19 protein-coding genes are annotated in these 20,285 nt (G+C 59.3%); 7 read left to right on the top strand and 12 right to left on the bottom strand.

Annotation, left to right across the window (positions count from 1 at the left end; genetic code table 11):
- The 5 genes from AC3RLQ_RS20815 to AC3RLQ_RS20835 all read right to left on the bottom strand — a co-directional run bounded on the left by AC3RLQ_RS20815 (window position 1) and on the right by AC3RLQ_RS20835 (window position 2,862).
- A complete protein-coding gene (locus tag AC3RLQ_RS20815) occupies window positions 1–1,182 on the bottom strand; it encodes an acyl-CoA dehydrogenase family protein (protein ID WP_493030556.1) in 1,182 nt (393 codons plus the stop codon).
- Between the two features lie 64 nt (window positions 1,183–1,246).
- Window positions 1,247–1,501 (bottom strand): acyl carrier protein, encoded by a 255-nt coding sequence (locus AC3RLQ_RS20820; RefSeq protein ID WP_397381493.1) that lies wholly within the window; start codon window positions 1,499–1,501, stop codon window positions 1,247–1,249.
- Window positions 1,502–1,757: 256 nt separating this feature from the next.
- A complete protein-coding gene (locus AC3RLQ_RS20825; RefSeq protein WP_493030557.1) occupies window positions 1,758–1,919 on the bottom strand; it encodes a hypothetical protein in 162 nt (53 codons plus the stop codon).
- 68 nt (window positions 1,920–1,987) lie between these two features.
- Window positions 1,988–2,356, bottom strand: coding sequence for a cupin domain-containing protein (locus tag AC3RLQ_RS20830; protein ID WP_493030558.1), 369 nt, complete (start codon window positions 2,354–2,356; stop codon window positions 1,988–1,990).
- A gap of 20 nt (window positions 2,357–2,376) precedes the next feature.
- Window positions 2,377–2,862, bottom strand: coding sequence for a phage regulatory CII family protein (locus AC3RLQ_RS20835; protein ID WP_461526126.1), 486 nt, complete (start codon window positions 2,860–2,862; stop codon window positions 2,377–2,379).
- 129 nt (window positions 2,863–2,991) lie between these two features.
- On the opposite strand from AC3RLQ_RS20835, the gene AC3RLQ_RS20840 reads away from it, so the two are divergent.
- Together AC3RLQ_RS20840 and AC3RLQ_RS20845 are read left to right on the top strand one after the other, a co-directional pair.
- Window positions 2,992–3,768, top strand: coding sequence for a hypothetical protein (locus AC3RLQ_RS20840; RefSeq protein ID WP_493030559.1), 777 nt, complete (start codon window positions 2,992–2,994; stop codon window positions 3,766–3,768).
- A 130-nt stretch (window positions 3,769–3,898) separates the two neighbouring features.
- Window positions 3,899–4,552, top strand: coding sequence for a DedA family protein (locus AC3RLQ_RS20845; protein ID WP_493030560.1), 654 nt, complete (start codon window positions 3,899–3,901; stop codon window positions 4,550–4,552).
- A gap of 6 nt (window positions 4,553–4,558) precedes the next feature.
- On the opposite strand, the gene AC3RLQ_RS20850 is transcribed toward AC3RLQ_RS20845, so the two are convergent.
- Window positions 4,559–5,047 (bottom strand): hypothetical protein, encoded by a 489-nt coding sequence (locus tag AC3RLQ_RS20850; RefSeq protein WP_493030561.1) that lies wholly within the window; start codon window positions 5,045–5,047, stop codon window positions 4,559–4,561.
- Window positions 5,048–5,061: 14 nt separating this feature from the next.
- On the opposite strand from AC3RLQ_RS20850, the gene upp reads away from it, so the two are divergent.
- Window positions 5,062–5,748 (top strand): uracil phosphoribosyltransferase, encoded by a 687-nt coding sequence (gene upp, locus AC3RLQ_RS20855; protein ID WP_493030562.1) that lies wholly within the window; start codon window positions 5,062–5,064, stop codon window positions 5,746–5,748.
- A 54-nt stretch (window positions 5,749–5,802) separates the two neighbouring features.
- The gene (locus AC3RLQ_RS20860; protein WP_493030563.1) at window positions 5,803–6,729 is read left to right on the top strand and encodes a metallophosphoesterase family protein; all 927 of its coding nucleotides are present in this window, start codon (window positions 5,803–5,805) and stop codon (window positions 6,727–6,729) included.
- Between the two features lie 44 nt (window positions 6,730–6,773).
- Here AC3RLQ_RS20860 and AC3RLQ_RS20865 read toward each other — a convergent pair whose 3' ends face one another.
- Together AC3RLQ_RS20865 and AC3RLQ_RS20870 are read right to left on the bottom strand one after the other, a co-directional pair.
- On the bottom strand, window positions 6,774–7,139 hold the full coding sequence (locus tag AC3RLQ_RS20865) for a hypothetical protein (protein ID WP_493030564.1): 366 nt from the start codon (window positions 7,137–7,139) through the stop codon (window positions 6,774–6,776).
- Between the two features lie 49 nt (window positions 7,140–7,188).
- Complete coding sequence (locus AC3RLQ_RS20870) at window positions 7,189–7,431, bottom strand: DNA-binding protein (RefSeq protein WP_397381501.1); 243 nt, start codon at window positions 7,429–7,431, stop codon at window positions 7,189–7,191.
- A 356-nt stretch (window positions 7,432–7,787) separates the two neighbouring features.
- Between AC3RLQ_RS20870 and AC3RLQ_RS20875 the strand changes: the two genes are divergently transcribed.
- The 3 genes from AC3RLQ_RS20875 (at window position 7,788) to AC3RLQ_RS20885 (ending at window position 15,799) form a co-directional block, all read left to right on the top strand.
- Entirely contained in the window at window positions 7,788–8,450 is a 663-nt protein-coding gene (locus AC3RLQ_RS20875) for a hypothetical protein (RefSeq protein WP_493030565.1), read from the top strand.
- Window positions 8,451–8,477: 27 nt separating this feature from the next.
- Window positions 8,478–10,562, top strand: coding sequence for a flotillin family protein (locus AC3RLQ_RS20880; RefSeq protein WP_493030566.1), 2,085 nt, complete (start codon window positions 8,478–8,480; stop codon window positions 10,560–10,562).
- Window positions 10,563–10,816: 254 nt separating this feature from the next.
- Window positions 10,817–15,799 carry a DNA repair ATPase gene (locus AC3RLQ_RS20885; RefSeq protein WP_493030567.1) on the top strand — a complete coding sequence of 1,661 codons (4,983 nt, stop codon included), beginning with the start codon at window positions 10,817–10,819 and terminating at the stop codon, window positions 15,797–15,799.
- Window position 15,800: 1 nt separating this feature from the next.
- Here the strand turns inward: AC3RLQ_RS20885 and AC3RLQ_RS20890 are convergent, their stop codons facing one another.
- From AC3RLQ_RS20890 to AC3RLQ_RS20905, 4 genes are all read right to left on the bottom strand, one after another.
- The gene (locus AC3RLQ_RS20890; protein WP_493030568.1) at window positions 15,801–17,522 is read right to left on the bottom strand and encodes a prenyltransferase/squalene oxidase repeat-containing protein; all 1,722 of its coding nucleotides are present in this window, start codon (window positions 17,520–17,522) and stop codon (window positions 15,801–15,803) included.
- A gap of 11 nt (window positions 17,523–17,533) precedes the next feature.
- On the bottom strand, window positions 17,534–18,034 hold the full coding sequence (locus tag AC3RLQ_RS20895; protein ID WP_493030569.1) for a hypothetical protein: 501 nt from the start codon (window positions 18,032–18,034) through the stop codon (window positions 17,534–17,536).
- Window positions 18,035–18,099: 65 nt separating this feature from the next.
- Window positions 18,100–18,462 (bottom strand): DUF4870 domain-containing protein, encoded by a 363-nt coding sequence (locus AC3RLQ_RS20900; RefSeq protein ID WP_487687034.1) that lies wholly within the window; start codon window positions 18,460–18,462, stop codon window positions 18,100–18,102.
- A 101-nt stretch (window positions 18,463–18,563) separates the two neighbouring features.
- Window positions 18,564–20,120 carry a Gfo/Idh/MocA family protein gene (locus AC3RLQ_RS20905; protein WP_493030570.1) on the bottom strand — a complete coding sequence of 519 codons (1,557 nt, stop codon included), beginning with the start codon at window positions 20,118–20,120 and terminating at the stop codon, window positions 18,564–18,566.
- Window positions 20,121–20,285: the final 165 nt, after the last annotated feature.

Here is a 20,285-nt window from a genome sequence, read left to right on the forward strand (position 1 = left end):
TCAGCCTTCCTTGTGAACCATCAGCATCGTGGCGTTCAGTTTCAAAATGCGGTCGTTGTTGACCATCAGCGCCGCGCCATAAGCATCACGCAGATGGCGGGCGATGCTGAATTTGGAATCGTTGCGATAACCCGAGATGCCGCAGATCAGCATCGCACGGCCGACGATGTCCACAAACTGCTGCGAGGTGGACAGTTTCAGATTGTTCGTGCGGATGGAGAAACCAAACTCTTCAAACACTCCCGGGCAGTCGCGGCTGCGCAGTTCGTCGTACTCGCGGGCCATGGCCGTCACATTGTTCCTCATCACTTGCAGCACCTGATCGACCTCACCGAGGCGAATGGCCGAGATGGGTGTTTCACCAGGTGTCTTGCGCGCTTCGGCACGGACGAAGGCGCGGGCCTGGTTCACTGCGTCCATCGCAATGCCCGACCACAGCGCGCCCCACACGATGTGCGAGTAGGGATGCATCGTCTGCCCCAAAATCTCATTGAAAGGCTGCGGCAGAATCTGCTCCGCATTGCCTGTGGCCGTCAGTTCAAACCCGGAGCTGCAGGTGCCACGGAAACCCATGGTGTCCCAGGTCGAAAGCGGCACGGCGGTGTACTCTCCTTTGCGCACCATGACGTGCACCTGCTCATTCGCCGGCGCGTTTGATGCACTGCGGCAGGTCACCAAGATCTCATCTGCGAAGTCACCATAGGAAATGACCGGGGCCTTCTTCGTGAGTTTGAACTGATCCCCCGAGACCTCCACCGCACAAATGCTGGAGCGCAGGTCTCCGCCCGTTCCGATCTCCGTCGTCGCAGAGGCCATCAATCGCTGCTCCTCCGCCAGCTGCCGCAGGTAGTCGCAGAAAAATTCCGACTGCTGGGCATGATGCACGACGCAGGCCACCTGAATCTTGTGCATCGCATAAATCATCGCCGACGAGCCGCAGTACTGGCCCAGGGTCTCGCAGATCTTCGCGACCTGCACGAGGTTCAACCCCATGCCGCCATATTCTTCTGGGACATACGCACTCAGCAGCCGCGCCTCGCGCATAGCATCGATCGACTCGCTCGGAAAACGCGCCTCCTTGTCCACATCCGCCGCATGAACACGGAGCACCGATTTGCCCAGCGCATGCACCTCCTTCAAAAGTTCGTCAAAATCGACTTCGGTGCTGCAAAGAGTGCTCACAGGATTGGATTGGGGGTGGGGAGTAGTACGGGCTTGAACAACTGGGGCGCATGGCCGCACGGACCTAGGCCGCGAGCTTCGTGATCGCCTCCGCGATGGATTCAATGCTCTTGAAGGTGCGGCGGCCGATCAGATTGTCGGGAAACTCGACATTGAACTTGTCTTCCAGCGCCAGCATCACCGCTACCGTCGCCAATGACGTCAGGCCAGCATTATAAAGATCGTCAGCCTCAGTCAGATTTTCCACGGGGAACCGGCCATGCTGGGCAAGGACTTCACGGATGTCAGGCACCAAAGTGTTGCGTTCGTTCTCGCTCATAATGATAAGTGGACTAAATGTTTATGATTATAATAAACATAACAAATGCAAATCGGTCCAATTAATTTTATCGATTCCTGATTCTTTCCCATCTATTTCTTTAGATGCCTGAGCCTAATCTTTATTTTCAAATGCCCAAGAGATGGCTCAGATTCGGTCTACGATTTCGCCCAACACCCTCTCATTACATTGATTTTCAATGAATTATTATGACTCCTTGGAATATAACAAATCACTCAGCCCAGAGCCATGTGCTTCAGCGTCCGGTCAGCATGTGAACCTTGTGACTGATCAGAAGAGCAACCGAAATGGAAAGGACGGCATAGAGCGCCATCCAATCGTCGTCACTGAGTTGCATGCTGAGCTGCATGGGTGACGTGAGGCAAAGCCGGGCTACAAAAAGGAGAAGCAGTGCCATGGCAAAAAAAGAGCGGTTTCCATACCAATCGGCCCAGTCCTTCTGACTGCGCGTACGTTTTATTAATTTTAGTCCGGCTCCTCCATCTCAAAGTAATCATCCTCAGCGATGTCCGGGATGCCCACGACGAGGACGCGCATTTTCCCACGCGCACCGTGGACAACGCCAGGCGGGATGTGCACGAGCGAACCCTGGCTCACAGGCTGTTCGGCGCCGTCCAGCACCACAGTGCCACCGCCTTCGAGGACGTAGTAGAGTTCCGTGGAGCGTTTGTGGTAGTGGAGCTTCGCACCGTCGATGTCCACCGCATGCGCCCAGGCTGCGGGAGACAGGCCCGCATCTTCACGGCTGATCAAACGATCCCTCCAGCCACAGGTGCTGCGCTCACGTGGCGTGTGGCCTTCGTGGCGGATGAGCAGCGGACCCGTGGCGGCCATGGCTTACAATAATAGGTTCGTTATTTGTGCCCCTGATGCGTTTTGATCTCATCCGCGAGGTGGGCAAAGTCGCCCTTCTCACACAGGCGGACGAAGCCTTCGGTGAAACGTTTCAGCTCATCCCACACGCCGCGGATGTGCTCCGCCTCTTCCTTGTTGATGCGGTTGTCAGAGGCCGCCTTGCTGATGGCCGTAAGGAGATCGGCAAACTGCTGGACGATTTCCTGCGTGGCAGGCATCAGCTCCATGCCTCGGGGACCTCCGGTGGTGGGATTCTGCACAAAGACCCCGTTCGCCTTATGGCAGAGCCACTGGATGAGCTGCGCATCCTTGGTGATCTCAAACAGCTGGCGCACTCGGTCCAGTGGATTGGAGGTGCCGCTGCCCTGCTGCTCGTCCGGCTGGGACCATTTGTAGGCGAGCGAGAGGGAAACGCCCATCTGCGCAGCCACCTCTTTGAAGCTGGTTTGCTCGACGGCCTTGCTGATCACTTCATGGGAGTCCATGCCTGACTTGTTTCAGAAAGTAACTCATTTGGCAAGCAGCATCCTTGCCGTTCTGCCATGGCAAATGTCACACCGCCCCGCTCTTTGCGCTTGTAGAAGAAAATTCCACACGCCTAATCTGCCGACCTCATGAAAATCTCATCCCTCCTCCTCGCGGCGGTCGCTTTTGTGCTGGCCTCCTGCATTGAAATCAAATCCACCGTGATCGTCAGCAAGGACGGCACGGCCACCATCGAGGAGAGTGTTCTCTTGGGTGCTCAGCTGGCTGCCATGATGCAGGGGGGCCAGGGCGATCAGCTCAAGGGCCTGGTCATGGACAAGGAAAAGGCCGCAGAACGCGCGAAGAAACTCGGCGAGGGCGTCACAGTCAAATCGCACGAAGAAGTGAAGACCCCCGATGGCAAAAGCGGCGTGAAAGTGGTCTTCGCCGTTGCTGATCTCTCCAAGCTGAAATACGTGCCGTTTGAGCCAGAGCAGGAAGGCAAACCCTCCACCACGCAGCCGATGACCTTCGCGCTGAGTGGTTCCACCCTCACCATCACCAACCCTGACGCAGATAAAAAGAGAGGCGGCGACGAGGCAAAGCCAAAGAAGACCCCGGATCAAATCGCCATGATGAAATCGCAGATGGCGATGATGAAGCCCATGTTTGCCGGCATGCGCGTAACCGTGGCGGTGCAAGGTGCCAATGGCATCGCCAGCTCCAATGCCGCCCATCTGAATGATGGCACGATCAGCTACATGGACATCCAGTTCGACAAGATCATGGACAATGCAGACATCTTCGCCGGCTTCATGGAATCGGCTGACGTCGGCCTCAGCCCGGAAGAGGTGGCGGAAAAATTCAAAAACGTCGACGGCCTGAAGATCGAGGGCAAAAAAGTGGTCACAGTTGAGCTGAAATAAGCCACCGATCAAATCGACAGAACCCATTCAGCAAAGCCGGGGCATCACGCCCCGGCTTTTTTGTGACCCGTTCGGGATCGGCATGACTTTTCGTTTGCCGCCTCGCTCTGACGCCGGAGAGTCGCGGTCCATGTCCCAGATTCTAGATTTCGCCCTGCACATCGACAAACACCTGGAAACCTTTGCCCACGATCATGGCGCGCTGATTTACGGACTTCTCTTCGCCATTGTCTTCTGCGAAACCGGCCTGGTGGTCATGCCCTTTCTGCCGGGTGATTCTCTTCTGTTTGCCGTGGGCGCTTTGTCGGCGCAGGGTCTCATCCGCATTGAGCTCATCATTCCCCTGCTCATGTGCGCCGCCATCATCGGCGACAACCTGAATTACTGGATCGGCCGCAAAGCCGGCGGCTGGATCGTCAACCAACGCTGGTTCAAGCGCGACTACCTCGCGAAGACCGAGGCCTTCTTCGTCAAGCATGGCGGCAAGGCCATCATCCTCGCGCGCTTCGTGCCCATCGTGCGCACCTTTGCCCCCTTCACCGCCGGCTTTGGCCGCATGGACTACCGCCGCTTCCTTGTTTACAGCCTCGGTGGCGGCTTGGTCTGGGTCCTCAGCTTCAGCATCGCCGGCTACTTCCTCGGCAGCATCCCGATCATCAAAAACAACCTCAAGCTGGTCTTCGTTCTCATCATCGTCGTCTCCATGCTGCCCATCGTGTTCGAAGTGCTCAAACACAAAGCTGAGGCCAAGCGAGCGCAGGCTGAGAAGGATGGAGAAGCTTAACCCGGCTTAAGGCCCTGGCACCCGCGCCCCTGTGCTCGGGTTCATGTAGTAGCCGGGAGCGCCGCCGACACCGGGCACATACACCGGTTTCGTGGGCATCCTGCCGTTGTAGCGCGGGTTGTTGTACGGAACCGCCATGCCGGGATAGACCGGCATGTTGCCAATGGTCTGATAACTCTGCACCCCGCCGTATGCATTGATCACACCGCTCGAACTGCGGCTGCCAAAGGGGCCTGACACGTTCTGCTGATACATGAACTGGTTCCCCTGCGGCATCGCCGTTGGCCCCGAACCGGGTGCATAACCACCACGCGGCACGGGAGCTCCGCTGCCGCCCGCCATGCTGGCAATGCTCTGGCTGGGGCTGCTGCGCGGGGCGGCCTGCGGGAGATTGGCAGACGGGTAATAATAACTCGAACCGTCCCCTCTCGGTGCGCTGTCGCAAGCGACCAGTGAAAGAGCGAGCAGAGCAGGCACGCAGAATCGTGTTTTCATGCCTGCAGGGTATCATGACCGTCAACCCGGTGGTGGAAAACTTTGCCAGCACGGGCAAACGCGGCAGAATGCCCGGCATGCAGCCCGTTGTCGTCGTCCAGCACCCTTTGGCACAGTGCCATCTCGCCGCCATCCGTGCTGTCGGCACGCCATCGCATGAGTTTCGGCGGCATCTGAACCACCTCGCGCGCCTTCTCTTCCTCGAAGCCACCCGTGAGCTTCCCGTGCGCGAAATTGAAGTGCAGACACCTCTCAAGCAAACCGTGGGCTCACAGCTCGCACGCCCGCTCGTCTGCGTGCCCATCCTGCGCGCCGGCCTGGGTTTGCTGGATGGCATCCTGCCGCTCGTGCCTGACGCCGTCGTCGCCCATGTCGGCATCAGGCGAAATGAGGAAACCGCCCTGCCGCATGCCTACTATGCGAATCTGCCCGCCAGCCTTTCCACCGCCGATGTGTTCCTCCTGGACCCCATGCTCGCCACCGGCGGCAGCGCCTGCGAAGCCGCGCGCCAGCTCAAGGAGGCCGGAGCCATGCGCATCACGATGGTCTGCGTGGTGAGCTGCCCGGAAGGGCTGGCCGCCATGGAGAGTGCTCATCCAGATGTGGCCATCGTCACCGCCGCCATTGATTCCGGTCTGAACGACAAGTGCTACATCGTCCCCGGCCTCGGCGATGCCGGAGATCGCTATTTCGGCACCTGAAGTTTGCTTCCTGTTCGCACGATCCTGCCCTCAAGCAGCGTTTCATTCCTTCCCATGCCAATCACCTTCCCCCCTCTCACCCGCCGCAACTTTTTGCAGCACGGCACCGCCGCTGCTTTGGGCGCCCTCGCCACGCAGCTTCCGGCGCTGGAGATTCCTGAACAGACCTGGGTGCTGTTTTCTGACCCCCACATCGCCGAGGACGAGGCGCTCGTCGCACGCGGCGCCTGCATGGCGGAAAATCTGCGCCGCTGCGCCAATCAGGTGCTCAAGATCGGCCAGAAGCCCTTTGGCCTCATCGTCAACGGCGACTGCGCCTACCTCGAAGGCAAGACGGAAGACTACGTCACCTTCACCCACTGCATCCAGGCCCTGCGCGAGCAGTCCATTCAGATTCACTGCACACTCGGCAACCACGACCACCGCAACAACTTCCTCAACGCCATCATCGGCCCGCCGCCGCCCAACGCCGAGCGCCCCATGAACGTGCCGGACAAGCACGTCGCCACCGTCACCAGCGCCCAGGTGAACTGGATCCTGCTCGACTCCTTGGACCTCGTGAACAAAACCCCCGGCCTGCTGGGTGAACCCCAGCTCGTGTGGATCGAGCGCGAACTGCGCAACGCGCCAAACAAGCCCACCTTCATCGTGGCCCATCACAATCCCATGCAGCCCAGCATGGACGACAAGAAAAAAGGCAGCTGCCTGCAGGACAGCGATGCCCTCTTCGACCTCCTCGCCGCCTATCCCAAGGTGCAGGGCTACATTTATGGCCACACCCACACCTGGCTGAAAACGAAGCACGAGAAGACCGGCCTCCCGCTCATCAATCTCCCGCCCGTCGCCTACACCTTCGACCCCAAACGCCCGAACGGCTGGGTCATCGTCCGTATCAATTCAGAGCGCGCCGAGTTCGAGCTCCGTGCGCTCAATCCCGCGCATGAAGAGCACGGGCAGAAGCAGGTGATCAAATTCGTGTGAAGTCAGGCGGCCAACCAAAGCCAGGGAGTCGAGACCTCCTGACACTATTGAATGGTGATCGTGAGTTTGTCCTCACCATCATCAATTTGAATCTGGTGGTCGCTGATTTCGATCTTCGGTTGATGCGGAATCTTTTCCTGAAACAGCGATGATTTCCGGTACAGCGTGACATGCTGGCCAGCACGGTTCACCAACTCAACCCTCCATTGGATGGGTTTCATCAAACCCATTCCGTCGTATTCAACAAACGAAACGCCGACGATTTGCTGGCCGTCCAACGTGCCACTGAAGAAGGTTCCATGTTCGGAGTAGTGATGGCCTTTCGTCAGGCAGTACAACCCAAGTGGGACAGCCGCGACGAGTGCCCCGAGCACGAGGCTGATAACCCCTCTACGGCACTTTCCCTTCATGCCCGAATTTTGAATTGGCTTGCCGTCGGAAAAAAATCCCCGCCTAGCCTCACTCATCCACACTCGCAGCGTCCACGGTCCGCATCATGGCGTCCAGGAACTCCTGCGCGGCGTCGATCGGCAGAATGATCGTGTCACGGCGGCCGCGTACGTCCTCGGTGATCTTGATGAACTTGCCGCGGTCATTCTCCTTGAGATCCAGGAAAAAAATCTTCCGATCCGTGACGATTTTTTCGGAATGCAGCGGCGGATTGGGTGGACGCCGTTCGTCTTCAAATTCTGTGTTCCTCATGCCGGTAACCTCCGCTGACTGACGATTCGCTGTACTTTGTTCTGGGTGAATTCGATGCCGATTCTAGGAGCAGCGCCGGGCTTGTCAATGCTTCTCACGGTTCATATCACGGCCTCAAAGCCGCCTAAAGTGAGGTCAGCCATCCCTCTCCGCCCCCAAAAACAACCCGCGCGAACATTCCAAAGCTCGGTTTTTCAATCCTCCCCCGCTCCGGCAATCAGGAATTTATTTAACCTCAGGCGCACACGCAACTAGGCTCGTCTAATTGCATTGAAGACGATCTGCAAAATTGTAATCGCCTCGCCTCGGGTCAGTTGCTTATATCGCACATCACCTTTCCGCCAAATTCTCACAACGTGTTCGAACTCTTCCAAGCCGCCATCCTGCCACACCAGCTTTTGCTGACGCTGCTGCTGACACTGGTCGTCTGCTACTGGCTTCTGGTCCTGCTTGGCGCGCTGGATTTCGAGGCTGATCTGCCCGACGATCTGGGCACAGACGGCGATGCCCATCACGGCACCGGCTCCTCAAACGCTCTTGGCATGAGCACCGGCGGCGCCTGGCTCTCGGCGGGTCGCTTCCTCGGCTTCTCGCAGGTGCCCCTCATGGTCTGGCTCAGTTTCCTGGTTCTCTTTCTCTGGTTCGGCTCCTTGGCGCTGAATGAATGGTACAATCAGGCTGGCAGCCTGCTGCAGGCCACCTGGCTCCTCCTGCCCAACCTTCTAGGCAGCCTGATCGTGACCAAGCTCGTCACCCTCCCCGTCGCCAAACTCTTCAAAGCCATGGGCGATGCCGACTCCGAAGCCGAGGAGGTCATCGGGCGCACCGGCATCATCACCTCCACGGAAGCTGACGCCACCTACGGCCAGTTGGAAATTACCACCACCAATGTCCCGCTGCTGATCAATGTCCGCACCCAGCCCGATGCCGCACCCCTGAAACGCGGCGACTCGGCCAAAGTCATCTCCGCCGGTCCCGACAATATTTTTTACCTGATCGAACCCGCTCCCCAGAACTAACCCAATACCTTTTCACCCAACTCGCTCATGACCACATCCCTACCCCTCGCTCTCCTGCTGGAAGGCAGCCTTCTTGTCGGAGTCATCATCATCGGCATCTTTCTCGGCATCCTGATTCTGTTCTCGCGCTTCTTCCGCAAAGTGCAGCAGGGCCAGGCCATCGTGCGCAACGGCATCGGCGGCACCAAGGTGACCTTCAACGGCATGATCGTCATCCCTGTGGCCCATCAGTCCGAGTACATGGACATCTCGGTCAAGCGCATCGAAATCGAGCGTAAAGCCCAGGAAGGTCTCATCTGCAAAGACAACCTGCGTGCCGACATCAAGGTCGCCTTCTTCGTCCGTGTGAACAAGACGCCGGAAGACGTGCTGCGCGTGGCCCAGAGCATCGGTTGTGCCCGTGCCAGCACCGTGGACACCATCCGCGTGCTGTTTGACGCCAAGTTTTCCGAAGCGCTCAAGACCGTGGGCAAGCGCTTCGAGTTCGTGCAGCTCTACAATGAGCGCGATCATTTCAAGAGCGAGATCCTCAAAGTCATCGGCACCGACCTGAACGGCTTCACCCTCGACGACTGCGCCATCGACTTCCTCGAACAAACACAGCTCGAGAACCTCGATCCCGACAACATCCTCGACGCCGAGGGCATCAAGAAGATCACCGAGCTCACCGCCGCCCAGGCCAAGCTCTCCAACAACATCCAGCGCGACAAGGAAAAGGTCATCAAGCAGCAGGACGTGCAGGCTCGCGAGGCCATCCTCGAACTCGAGCGCCAGCTGGCAGAAACCGAGTCCAAACAGAAACGCGACGTCGAAAGCGTCCGTGCCCGCGAAACGGCCGAAATGATGAAGGTGCAGGAAGAAGAGCGCCTCAAGGCCGAGCGCGCCAGAATCAGCGCCGACGAAGAAATCGCCGTCGCCACCCAGAACAAAGATCGCCAGGTCCTCGTCGCCCAGCGCAACAAGGAGCGCACCGACGCCGTCGAAGTCGAACGCGTCACCCGTGATCGCGACCTTGAAATCATCGACCGCGAGCGTGTCACCACGCTCAAGGCCATCGAGAAGGAAAAGGCCGTCGAAGTGGAAAAAAAGAACATCCAGGAAGTCATCAAAGACCGCGTGGCTCTCGAAAAAACCGTCGTCATCGAGCAGCAGAAAATGAAGGACGCCGAAGCCTTCGCCACCGCCGACCGCGAGAAGCAGGTCGCTCTCACCAACGCCGAGAAAAACGCCCAGGAGCAGCTCATCCAGAAAATCAAAGAGGCCGAAGCCTCCAAACAATCCGCACAGCTCGCCGCTGAGCAGTCAGCCTTCACCACGATCAAAGCCGCCGACGCTTCCAAGCAGGCTGCCGAGCTTCACGCTCAGGAATTGCTCACGCTTGCCGAAGCCCGGCAGGAGTCTGCCTCCAAGGATGCCGCCGCCGAGAAATCTCTCGCCGAAGGTCGCACCGCCAGCTCCGCCGCCATCGGTCTCGGAGAAGCCCAGGTCCTGCTTGCCAAGGCCGAGGCTTCGCAGAAGCAGGGCACCGCAGACGCCGAAGTCACGCAGCTCAAACTCGCTGCGGAAGCCGATGGCATCACCAAGAAGGCGCAGGCCATGAAGCTCCTCGAAAACGCCGGACGCGAACACGAGGAATTCAAGCTCACGCTCGAAAAGGAAAAAGCCATCGAGCTCGCGCAGATCAACATCCAGAAGGACATCGCCGCCGCCCAGGCCAACGTGCTTGGCGAGGCCATGAAGTCCGCCAAGATCGAAATCATCGGCGGCGAAAGCCAGTTCTTCGACAAGATCACCAACGCCATCGGCAACGCCCGCGCCATCGACCGCATGGTCGAAGGCAGCCGCACCCTCACCGACGTGAAGGAAACCTTCTTCACCGGCGATCCCGACTACTTCAAATCCCAGCTCAAAAACATCATCGATCAGTTTGGCCTCACCTCCGAAGACACCAAGAACCTCACCCTCAGCGCCCTCTTCTCCAAGCTCATCGGCCTCAACCCCGACGCCACCACCTTAAATAAACTCACCGGCATGATCGGCGCCGCCTCCCGCTTCGGCCTCACCGAGCAGACCGTCAGCGGCCTCCTCGCAGCCAAGGCGGCGAAGAAGTAACCGCGTCATTCCGATGAACGCGACGCCTTACGCCACACGCAAAGCCTGGAAAACAGCCGGGAAGATCTTTTGGACCTTCCTGGCCGTTTCCCTCCCCTTTGTGATGGCGGAAGGCACTTTTGGGTGGATGGCACTCCTCGCGCTTCCTCATTCCGCATGGTTACTCAGATCGGTCTGGATGGATCCAAATGACTGATTCATGCGATCACTTCGAGTGATGTTCACTGAGGTTCTGAATCTTTAAACCGCCACGAATGGCCGACACACCTCCATCTCCCCAACCCTCCCCGCAGCTCGAAGCCGGCGCTTACGAGGTCATTCGTCAGCGTCTCAACAAGCACGGCTCCGAATTGCAGCGTCGGCTGGATCTGCTGAATGCCGACCGCAAGGCGGAGTTCGGCGGCATTGAAACCGCCCTGCTGGCCACCTCGCGCCTCACGACAGAAAACAACTGCGTGCCGCGCGATCTCGCCGCCATCGGCCCGCACCGTTTCTTGTTTGGCTACAACGTCCACCTCGGCCTGCGCAGCACCATGCGCATCGAGGACGTGTTCGCGGTCTATGATTATCATCCTGCGGATCACAGCTTTCATCCCAACAAGGATGGCCTGCTAAGTGATCCCCAGTTCGTGGAGGACTTCGCCTACCTCTACAGCTACTACAAGCACGCCTCCTTTCTGAAGTTTCACCGCATCGGCCCGCATCTCTACCTGGGCTTCCAGGTGGGTCAGCGCGTCACCGAGGTGAAAGCCTTCAAGTGGCTCGTGAACGATGACCTCGGCACGCTCAAGTACCTCGGCAACCGCAGCGACCACGAATTCATCTTCCCCACGCCGCAGGAATTTGAATGGAAGCGCGCGACGCGGGACATGTACATCCACGGCAACCACCCGCACATCAGCATCGAGGATCGCGTCTTCGTCGAGACCATCGGCGGCGATCTCACCGTGAAGGTGGAAAACAACACCGACACCGGTCGCGGCATCTACAACGAGCCCGTCGAAAACCGAGATCAGACCCTCGACGATGCCGAGGTGTACTACGCCATCGTCGGCAGCCTCATCCTGCTCAAGCTCCTCCCCTACCAGGAAAAAACGTGGCGGCATCTCGTCTTCAATGAGCGCACGCGCGAAGCACATCGCATCGACAGCATCGCCGAAAGCTGCGTCCTTCTTCCTGACGACCACGGCATCCTCTTCCCGCATGGCTACGTCCTGCAAACCGGCGAAGTGCGTCGCTTTGAAACCGGCCTGCCGCCCATGCGTTTCGAGAAACGCATCCCTGCCGCGAACGGCGAGGACACGCTCTTTGTCTTCAGCCATCTGGAGAGCGGGTCCTACCTGCTGCTCAGCTACAATCTCATCACGCAAAACGTCGCCACGCCGCAGCCCTGCCATGGCTTCAGCCTCTTCCCCAGCGGCGAACTCGTGCTGTTTTCGGCGGATGAAGAACCGCGCAAGCACCACGTCATTCAGGTCTGGCGCACGCCCTTCGTTTCTGCCGATGTGAGCGAAGCCAAAGCTTCGCAGACCTTCCTCAGCAAGATCGGCAACGCCGAAATCGTCCGCGCCATGGCCGAGTGCCAGGGCGTGCTCACACTTCTCGGCAAAGACGATTCCTTCTCCGGTCTCTACGTCGAACTCTCCCGCTCCTGCGGCGACATTGCCGACAGCTACTTCTGGGTCGGCCGCGAAGAAGCCCACGATCTCAAGAGCATCCTCGTCGAGGTCAAGACCACCGCCGAAGCCGCGCTGGGCGAGTTTGAAAAAGTCAGCCGCATGCGCAAGACCGCAGCGGAGCAAACTGCGACGCTGCAGGAGAAATCGAAGAAGGCTCTCAACGCCGCCGCCAACACCGATCCCACCGACATCCTCGGCTTCGTCCATCTCCTCACCTCCCTGCGTGAGCTGCGCGGCCAGATCATCGCCCTGCGCGATGTGCGCTACACCGACGCCGCTGAGATCGACCGCATGGACAAGGCGGTGGCGGAAGGCGCAGACAAGCTCTCGGCCAAATGCGTCACCTTCCTGCTCAAGCCTGAGTCGCTGGACCCCTACCGCAAACAGATCTCCGAACAGCAGGCCCTCGTGCCTGCACTGGCCAAAGTCACCGAAGCCCAGGCCGTCGAGGAAGCCCTCGCCAAATCCAGCAGCGAGCTGGAAATGCTCACCGCGATTGTCAGCGGCCTCAAGATCGAAGACGCCACCGAGACCACGCGCATCATCGAAGGCATCTCCACGCTCTTCGCTCAGCTCAATCAAGTGCGCAGCGTGTTGCGCAACCGCCGCAATGACCTCGCCAAAACCGAAGGCGCGGCGCAGTTCCAGGCCCAGCTCAGCCTGCTCAGCCAGAGCGTGCTGAACTACCTCGAAGTCGCGACCACTCCGGAAAAGTGTGACGAATCCCTCACCCGCGTGCTCGTGCAGATCGAGGAAATGGAGACCCGCTTCTCCGACTTCGACGATTACGCCGCCGAACTCATCAAAAAGCGCGAAGAAGTGCAGACCGCCTTCGAGTCACGCCGCCAGAGCCTCAGCGATGCCTTGAACCGCCGTTGCGGCAGCCTCGGCCAGTCCGCCGAACGCATCCTCACCAGCATCCGCAATCGTCTCGCCAACTTCGCGAAGCCCGAGGAAGTCCACGCCTGGCTCGCAGCTGACGCCATGGTCGCCAAGCTGCGCGATCTCATCGAGGAACTGCGCAAACTCGGCGACAGCGTCCGTGCCGACGAACTGCAAACCCGCCTCAAGACCGTCCAGCAGGACTCAATCAAGCAGATCCGCGACAAGTCGGAAATCTTCGTCGCAGGCGGCGATCTCATCCAGCTCGGCCAGCATCAGTTCAGTGTGAACAAGCAGCCGCTGGAGCTCACCATCCTCCCACGCGACAATGGGTTGGCCTTCCACCTCACCGGCACGCGTTTTTATGAGACCGTCGAAAACCCTGAACTCGCGACGCAGCGCAGCGTATGGGACCAGGCCGTCGTCTCAGAAAACGCAGACGTCTATCGCGCCGAATACCTCGCCTGGCAGATGCTCAAGGCCGGCGCAGGCGATGACGTGGCCACGTTCATGGCTCAGCGTTATCACGAAGGCTACACCAAGGGCGTGCATGATCACGACGCCGCGCTGCTGCTGAAACCCCTGCGCGAAATGCAGCAGGCCCTCGGCCTCCTCCGCCATTCCCCCGCCGCCCGCGGCTACGCCCGCCTGTTCTGGCATTCTTGGGCTGAAGACGACTCCAAGAAAGCACTCCTTGCACGCATGCAGTCCAAAGGTCGCATGCGCGACCTTCTCGGCATCTCGAATGCCTCCGCCGATAACGAACTGGCAAAGCATGTGGATACTCTGCTTGGCGGCACGCTGGCGCAGGCTTCGTCATCCCAGATCACCGCCTGTCTCCTCGACGAGCTCCAATCCAAGCATCCCTTCACCCGCTCCGCCGCAGCCACAGAACTCCTGCGTGCCTTCCACCGCGAACTCACCGTCAAACACGCAGCCAAGGAGTTCGAAGAAACCCTCATCTCCCTCGCCGCGCAGCCCCTACTCGCATTTGAAATCGCCTTGGAGTGGCTCACCGCTCTCAATCCCACCGCAGCCCCCGGAGTGCTGATCGAAACTGCGGCCATGGTCATCACCCACGACCAACCTCCAGCCGCCATACCCACCGAGCCAGCAGCCCACGCCACCATCACCGGCTTGATCGGCACGCATGCCCGCATCGCCGACGCAAAGCTCGAGCTCAACTACCACGAATTCACCACGCGCCTGCAACGCTACGAAGCCGAAGTCGTGCCCGCATTCGAAGCCTTCCAGTTGCTCAAGCATCGCCTCGCCGACACCCGCCGCCGCGAACTGCGCCTCGATCAGTTCAAAGCCGGCGTGCTCAGCTCCTTCGTGCGCAATCGCCTCATCGATCAGGTCTATCTTCCGCTCATCGGTGCCAACCTCGCGAAACAGCTCGGTGCCGCAGGCAAGGATACGCGCACCGACCGCATGGGCATGCTCCTGCTCATCTCACCACCCGGCTACGGCAAAACGACGCTCATGGAGTACGTCGCCAGCCGACTCGGCATCACACTGGTAAAGATCAACGGCCCCGCACTCGGCCACAAGGTCACCTCATTGGATCCCGCCGAGGCCGCCAACGCCAGCGCGCGTGAAGAAGTGGAGAAACTCAATCTCGCCTTCGAGATGGGCGACAATGTCATGATCTATATCGATGACATTCAGCACACGAACCCCGAGTTCCTGCAAAAGTTCATCTCCCTTTGCGACGGCACCCGCAAGATCGAAGGCGTGTTCAAAGGCGAGGCCAAAACCTATGACCTGCGCGGCCGCAAAGTCGCCGTCGTCATGGCCGGCAATCCCTACACCGAAGTCGGCGGCAAATTCCAGGTGCCCGACATGCTCGCCAACCGCGCCGACACCTACAATCTCGGCGACATCCTCGGCGGCCATCAGGAAGTCTTCAAAGACAGCTACATCGAAAACAGCCTCACCAGCAACGCGACGCTGGCCCGCATCGCCGCGCGCAGCCATGCCGATGCCCTCGCCGTCTTAAAGGTCGCCCAAACTGGCACCCGCGAAGGCGTCGAATTCGAAGGCAGTTACAGCGCCGAAGAGATCAACGAAGCCGTCGCCGTCATGGAAAAGCTCCTGCATGTGCGCGAGATCATCCTGCGCGTGAATCAGGAATACGTGCGCAGCGCCGCCATGGAGGACGCCTACCGCACCGAGCCGCCCTTCAAGCTCCAGGGCAGCTACCGCAACATGAACAAGATCGCGGAGAAAATCCTCCCTCTCATGACCGATGCCGAAGTCGCCAGCCTCATCGCCGATCACTATCGCGGCGAAGCGCAAACCCTCAGCCAGGCTGCGGAATCCAACCTCCTCAAGTGGCGCGAGATCAACGCCCTCTCCACCGAGGCCGACGTCATCCGCTGGACCGAAATTAAGAGCACCTTCAAACGCAACCTCCTCACCGGCGGCGGCGGCGAAAACGATCCCATCAACCGCATCACCGGCCACATGAACGCCTTCACCGTCGGTCTTGAAAAGATCGAGCAGGCCGTGAGCAAACCCACCTTGTCCGATGTCACCATCGAGCGCCTTCAGCGCATCATCGAAGGCCTCCGCGCCGTCCCCGTAAACGTCGAAATCCGCGTGCAGCCCGTCGAAAAAGAAGCCGCAGGCGAGCCCCCCGTGGACATCTCCAGCACTGTCGAGCAGGAATAAATCAACTCAGCACCTTCTTGGCCGCCCTCAGCGCTCCCAGTGTCCAAACCACGGGATAAAGCTGCTCATGATACCACAGCCGCGCAAAGTAGAGACCTATGGGCGCAGTCGGAAAACGAGTGCCGTTCTCCGTGGCCGTGATGAGCCATTGCACGCTGGCCATGACGCCTTGCTCTTCACCACACAGCGCATGCACAGCAACTGCCGTCTCTTCGATGCTGGCAGGTGCATTCGCATCCCCGCCAAACGAGCCATCGGACTTCCGGGCGCTGAGCAGATATTGCCTTCCGCTCTGAATCAACGCTTCAAACTTGCTGGCCAGCTGCGCACTGCCACTCAGATGATTGACCACCTGCGCCGTGCCATAGACCGGATTGTTTTCATCCCGCGTGTGCTCGTTCCCAAACCACAACGGAATCCAGGAACCATCTGACAACTGCACCCGCTTCAAATAGGCGAGCGCCTGTTGTGTTCCTTCATCGATGCGTTTCTTCAAAGCTTGCGGCGCTTCATCTCTCCAGACCCACCACGCGCATAGAGCATGCGCTGTGATCTCCGGCGTGCTGCGGTCAAACGGCAGCGTGCCCCATCCCCGGCAAAACGTGGGAATGCCCCCGTCCCGATTTTGCAAATCAACCAACCATGTGATCCCCTGCTGAATCGCCTCATCGCAGGTATGCCCGATCTTCTTCAGTGCTATCAGCGCACTCGAAGTGTCATCCGCATCCGGCACTCCCCCAGGCAAATTCGTCCACGCCCACCCCCCCGGCGGCGCATTGGTAAAAGGATGAACTTCGCGGTATTGTTGCGCCAGCAGCCATGGAATAGGTGGCGCGCTGAAGTCCGAGCTTCGCAGCGACAACGTCGTCCCCCACGTCGCCAGATTGGTATCAATCGGCCAGCTCCCATCTTCCCGCTTCGAACTCACCAAGAATTCAACCGCCAGCGGCAGGCACGGATGATCAAGCTGCCCGCCACCCGCCAGCGCCATGGTCACAAAACTCGTCAGCGGCGTGGCTTCAAGATAACCCCCGCTGCTAGGCTGCAGTGCCTTGAGCATCGGCCGGATACGCGGCCATGTCAGCGCACGCAGCCACCGCAGCGGATTCCACCACGCCGGCGGCTGGTTCTTAAACCTCGTATACCCAATCGCGATCAGAGCCGGCAGCGCATAGCTCACCACCGGCAGTCCAACCGCCCCAAACCAGGTGCGCGGCAGAGCAGCGAGCTCAAACGGCAGCGCAATGACATGCTTCCACGGCTTCTCCCCCAAAGTGCCGCAAAGCGCGCACAGCATGAGAATGGGCACCGAAAAAGTCTTGTCCTTCCCGTAGCGGGACACCACCGCCCGGGCGATGGCCGCTGGTTCAAGCGAACCCACCTGCGCGATGATGCACCCATTGGCAGTTTCAACGGCAGGCGTAGTCCGCTTCCCCACGAGATGCAGCGCACTCCAGCACAGCAGCGTGGTCGAAAGGTTGCTCTTGCTCAACGTTGTGTCACCCCAGCCGCCGTCAGCGTTCTGATGATCACACAACCACTGCGCCCCGGCAGCGATGTGCACTGCATGCTTGTCACAATCCACCAGCGCCAGCGCGACGATGGCCGTCGCGGTCGAAAGCGCGCTGCTGGAAAGCCGCCCTTCCCAGTGGCCGCTCGCATTGCGCAGGGCATCCAGATGCGCCTGCGTGTTGGCGATGGCGCTGTCGAGGGCGTCCATCATGGCAGAAAATCTCAGGCTTCGAGCTTCAGCTCAGGGCGGGCATCGATGGCCTTGGTGAGTGAGATCCAGCCGCCTTCGCGCTGCTGCTGGAACATGTAGAGATACAAGGCGACCTGCTTGGCAGGATACGCCGCGAGCAAGGCGGTCACCGCAGCTTCAGCCTTGTCATCATCGATCACTTCGGGAAGCTCGGTCACTTCACCTTTGCCATCATGCGCGATCTGCGCGGCATCGAGGAAAGTGATCAGCATCTGCGGCTGACCTTTGAGCAGCCAGATTTGAAAGATCTGCGCTGTCACTTCTTCGTTCGACTTCGTGTTGAGCTGCTCCAGCAGCCACTCTGCCTGCTTGGCACGGGACTTCTCCAGAATGAAGGCAGGACGAAGACGCTTGGCCGGAGCGAGCGAATCAATGACAGCCTTGTATGCAGCACGCTGATCGGTCTGCATGTAGGTCATGATCTGCATGCGCAGCTCGGCACCGATGGCTTGAAGAAGTTGGTTGGGTCGCATCTGGATTGGGGTGGAAACGGGGAACTCAGCTAGCACCACGGCACAGAAGTCGCAACCGTTTTGCCTCACAGCAGGCGAATCGTCAGCGGGAACCGATAAATCCTTCCCTCAGAAGCATTCACAATCCCGATGATGGTGAGCACCACCGTGGCAACGCCCACTGCAATGAGAAGCGGAATGCCGATGAGAATGAAGCAGAGCAAAAAGGACAGGAAGCCATAAACCAGGAAGCTGAGCTGGAAGTTCAGCAATTCCCGCCCCTGCAGGTCGATGTAGCTGCTTTGATCCTTTTTGACCAGCCAGACGATCAGCGGACCCAAAATGGGGAAACCGACCAGACAAAGCACGTGCATGACGATGCCCAGAGTTTTTTCATCCTGAGTGACGGATGAATACGGCAGCGCGGGAGGTGGATTGGGGGATTCCATGGCACTTTAACCCTACTCCAAAGCAGCCCGCCGCCCATTACAAACGCGGAGCCGGTTTCCCGGCTCCGCGCAAAGCATCAAATTCGAAGTTCGCTCTCCGTTTAGTTGATTTCCGGCAGCTTGAATTCGTCCACGTAGTTCTCCATCGCGAGCTTGTTGGCTTCATCGGCGAACTCGCCGGTGAACTTCTCGGAGACGGGATCAAACTCCAGCCAGGGGCCGGCACTGATCTTGTCCACGTTGAGGTCGATCTTGTTGTCCTCGAGATTCTTCACGAAGTGCTCCAGCGTCTCCAGACCGGCCTTGTCATTCTTGAGGCGCTCCTGCACCTCAGCGACGTTCGCAGCCTTGCCCAGACGGTAGGAGATGTTCGCCAAATGGGCCAGCGAAGCGGCATGGAAACCGTGGGAGACGTGCAGGTTCGGGTTGATGAGCTTGCCGGCACGCACCGAGTTGATGAAATTGAGCATGTGGTCAGGGCCGTCATTGAAGTTCTCGAACTTCTTGATGGCCTGGCCTTCATTGTCATAAGCCTTGGCCTCGATGACGTAGCCACCTTCGCAATGGATGACATTGCCGACGCGCGCAGCGGCGGTCTTGCCATTCACGCGGAAGACGGGCTCCAGCTTCCAGTCCATGTCCTTCAGAGGGAGACCACGGTTGTCAAACAGCAACGGCGCAGGCTCGTAGGCCCAGAAAGCCATCTGATTGTTCGCGGTCTCGCCGTCATCCTTGTAGCCCCAGCGTCCGCCAAAGCTCATCACGCGCTTGGGCAGCAGCTCGGGATCTCCCAGCGCCCAGCGGCCCACGTCTGTCTGATGCGGCCCTTGGTTGCCGATATCGCCGTTGCCGAAGGCCCACTGCCAGTGCCAGTCATAGTGGAACTGCGTGCGGTGCACCGGCAGCATGCCACGTGGTCCAGCCCACAGCTTGTAGTCCACATCCACTTCCTGCGGCGCTCCGGCCGGGTCGGTCTTGACGTTGCGCAGATCGTGGAAGGTTCCCTTGATCATCCCGTCCTTGGGCTGGATCGCCTCCGCCACTTTGCCGGTGGAAATGCGCGACTTGTAGTTCACTCCACGGGAGAGCGTCACCTTGCCGATGTGGCCTTCCTTGACCCAAGCCATGGCCTCCGCCCAGCCGGGGCTGGAACGGCGCTGCATGCCATGTTGAACAACGAGTCCCTTCTTGGCGACCTTCTCGGCGGCGTTCAAAAGCTGACGGCCTTCCCAAATGTTGTGGCACACGGGTTTCTCCACGTACACATGCTTGCCATGCTGCATGGCCGTCATGGCGATGAGCGTGTGCGTGTGGTTCGGCGTGGCGATGGTCACGGCGTCCACCTCAGGGTCCAGCATGAGCTTCCGGTAGTCGGAGTAAGCTGTGACGGTGTTGTTTTTCTTGGCCTGGCTTGCCACGCCTTTGGCGAGCACATTGGCGTCCACGTCGCAGAGAGCGACGATGCGCACGCCCGGGATTTCCTCCAGGCTCTTGATGTGGCCTGCGCCACGTCCGTTAAATCCGATGACCGCGACACGAACGTCACCATTGGCACCCAGCGGTGCGGAGAAGGCTCGGGATGCGACGAGACCGGCGGCGCCGGCCACAGTGCCGCGAAGAAAGGTTCGGCGGGTGGTTTGGTTTTGTTTTGTTTGCATGGAATGAAGAGTTGGAATCAGGCACAGCCGCACCTGAAAGCGCGGCATGGAATGTTAAGCCTAGCCAAAACGTCAGCGAAAAGACAACCTTTCCTTTCATTCCCCGCCGTTTATGCCCAATCCACCGCCGTTTGTGATTCGGCAGACCTCCGAATCACATCAACT

It is taken from the genome of Prosthecobacter sp. GW821-HT29F12, from assembly GCF_058803405.1.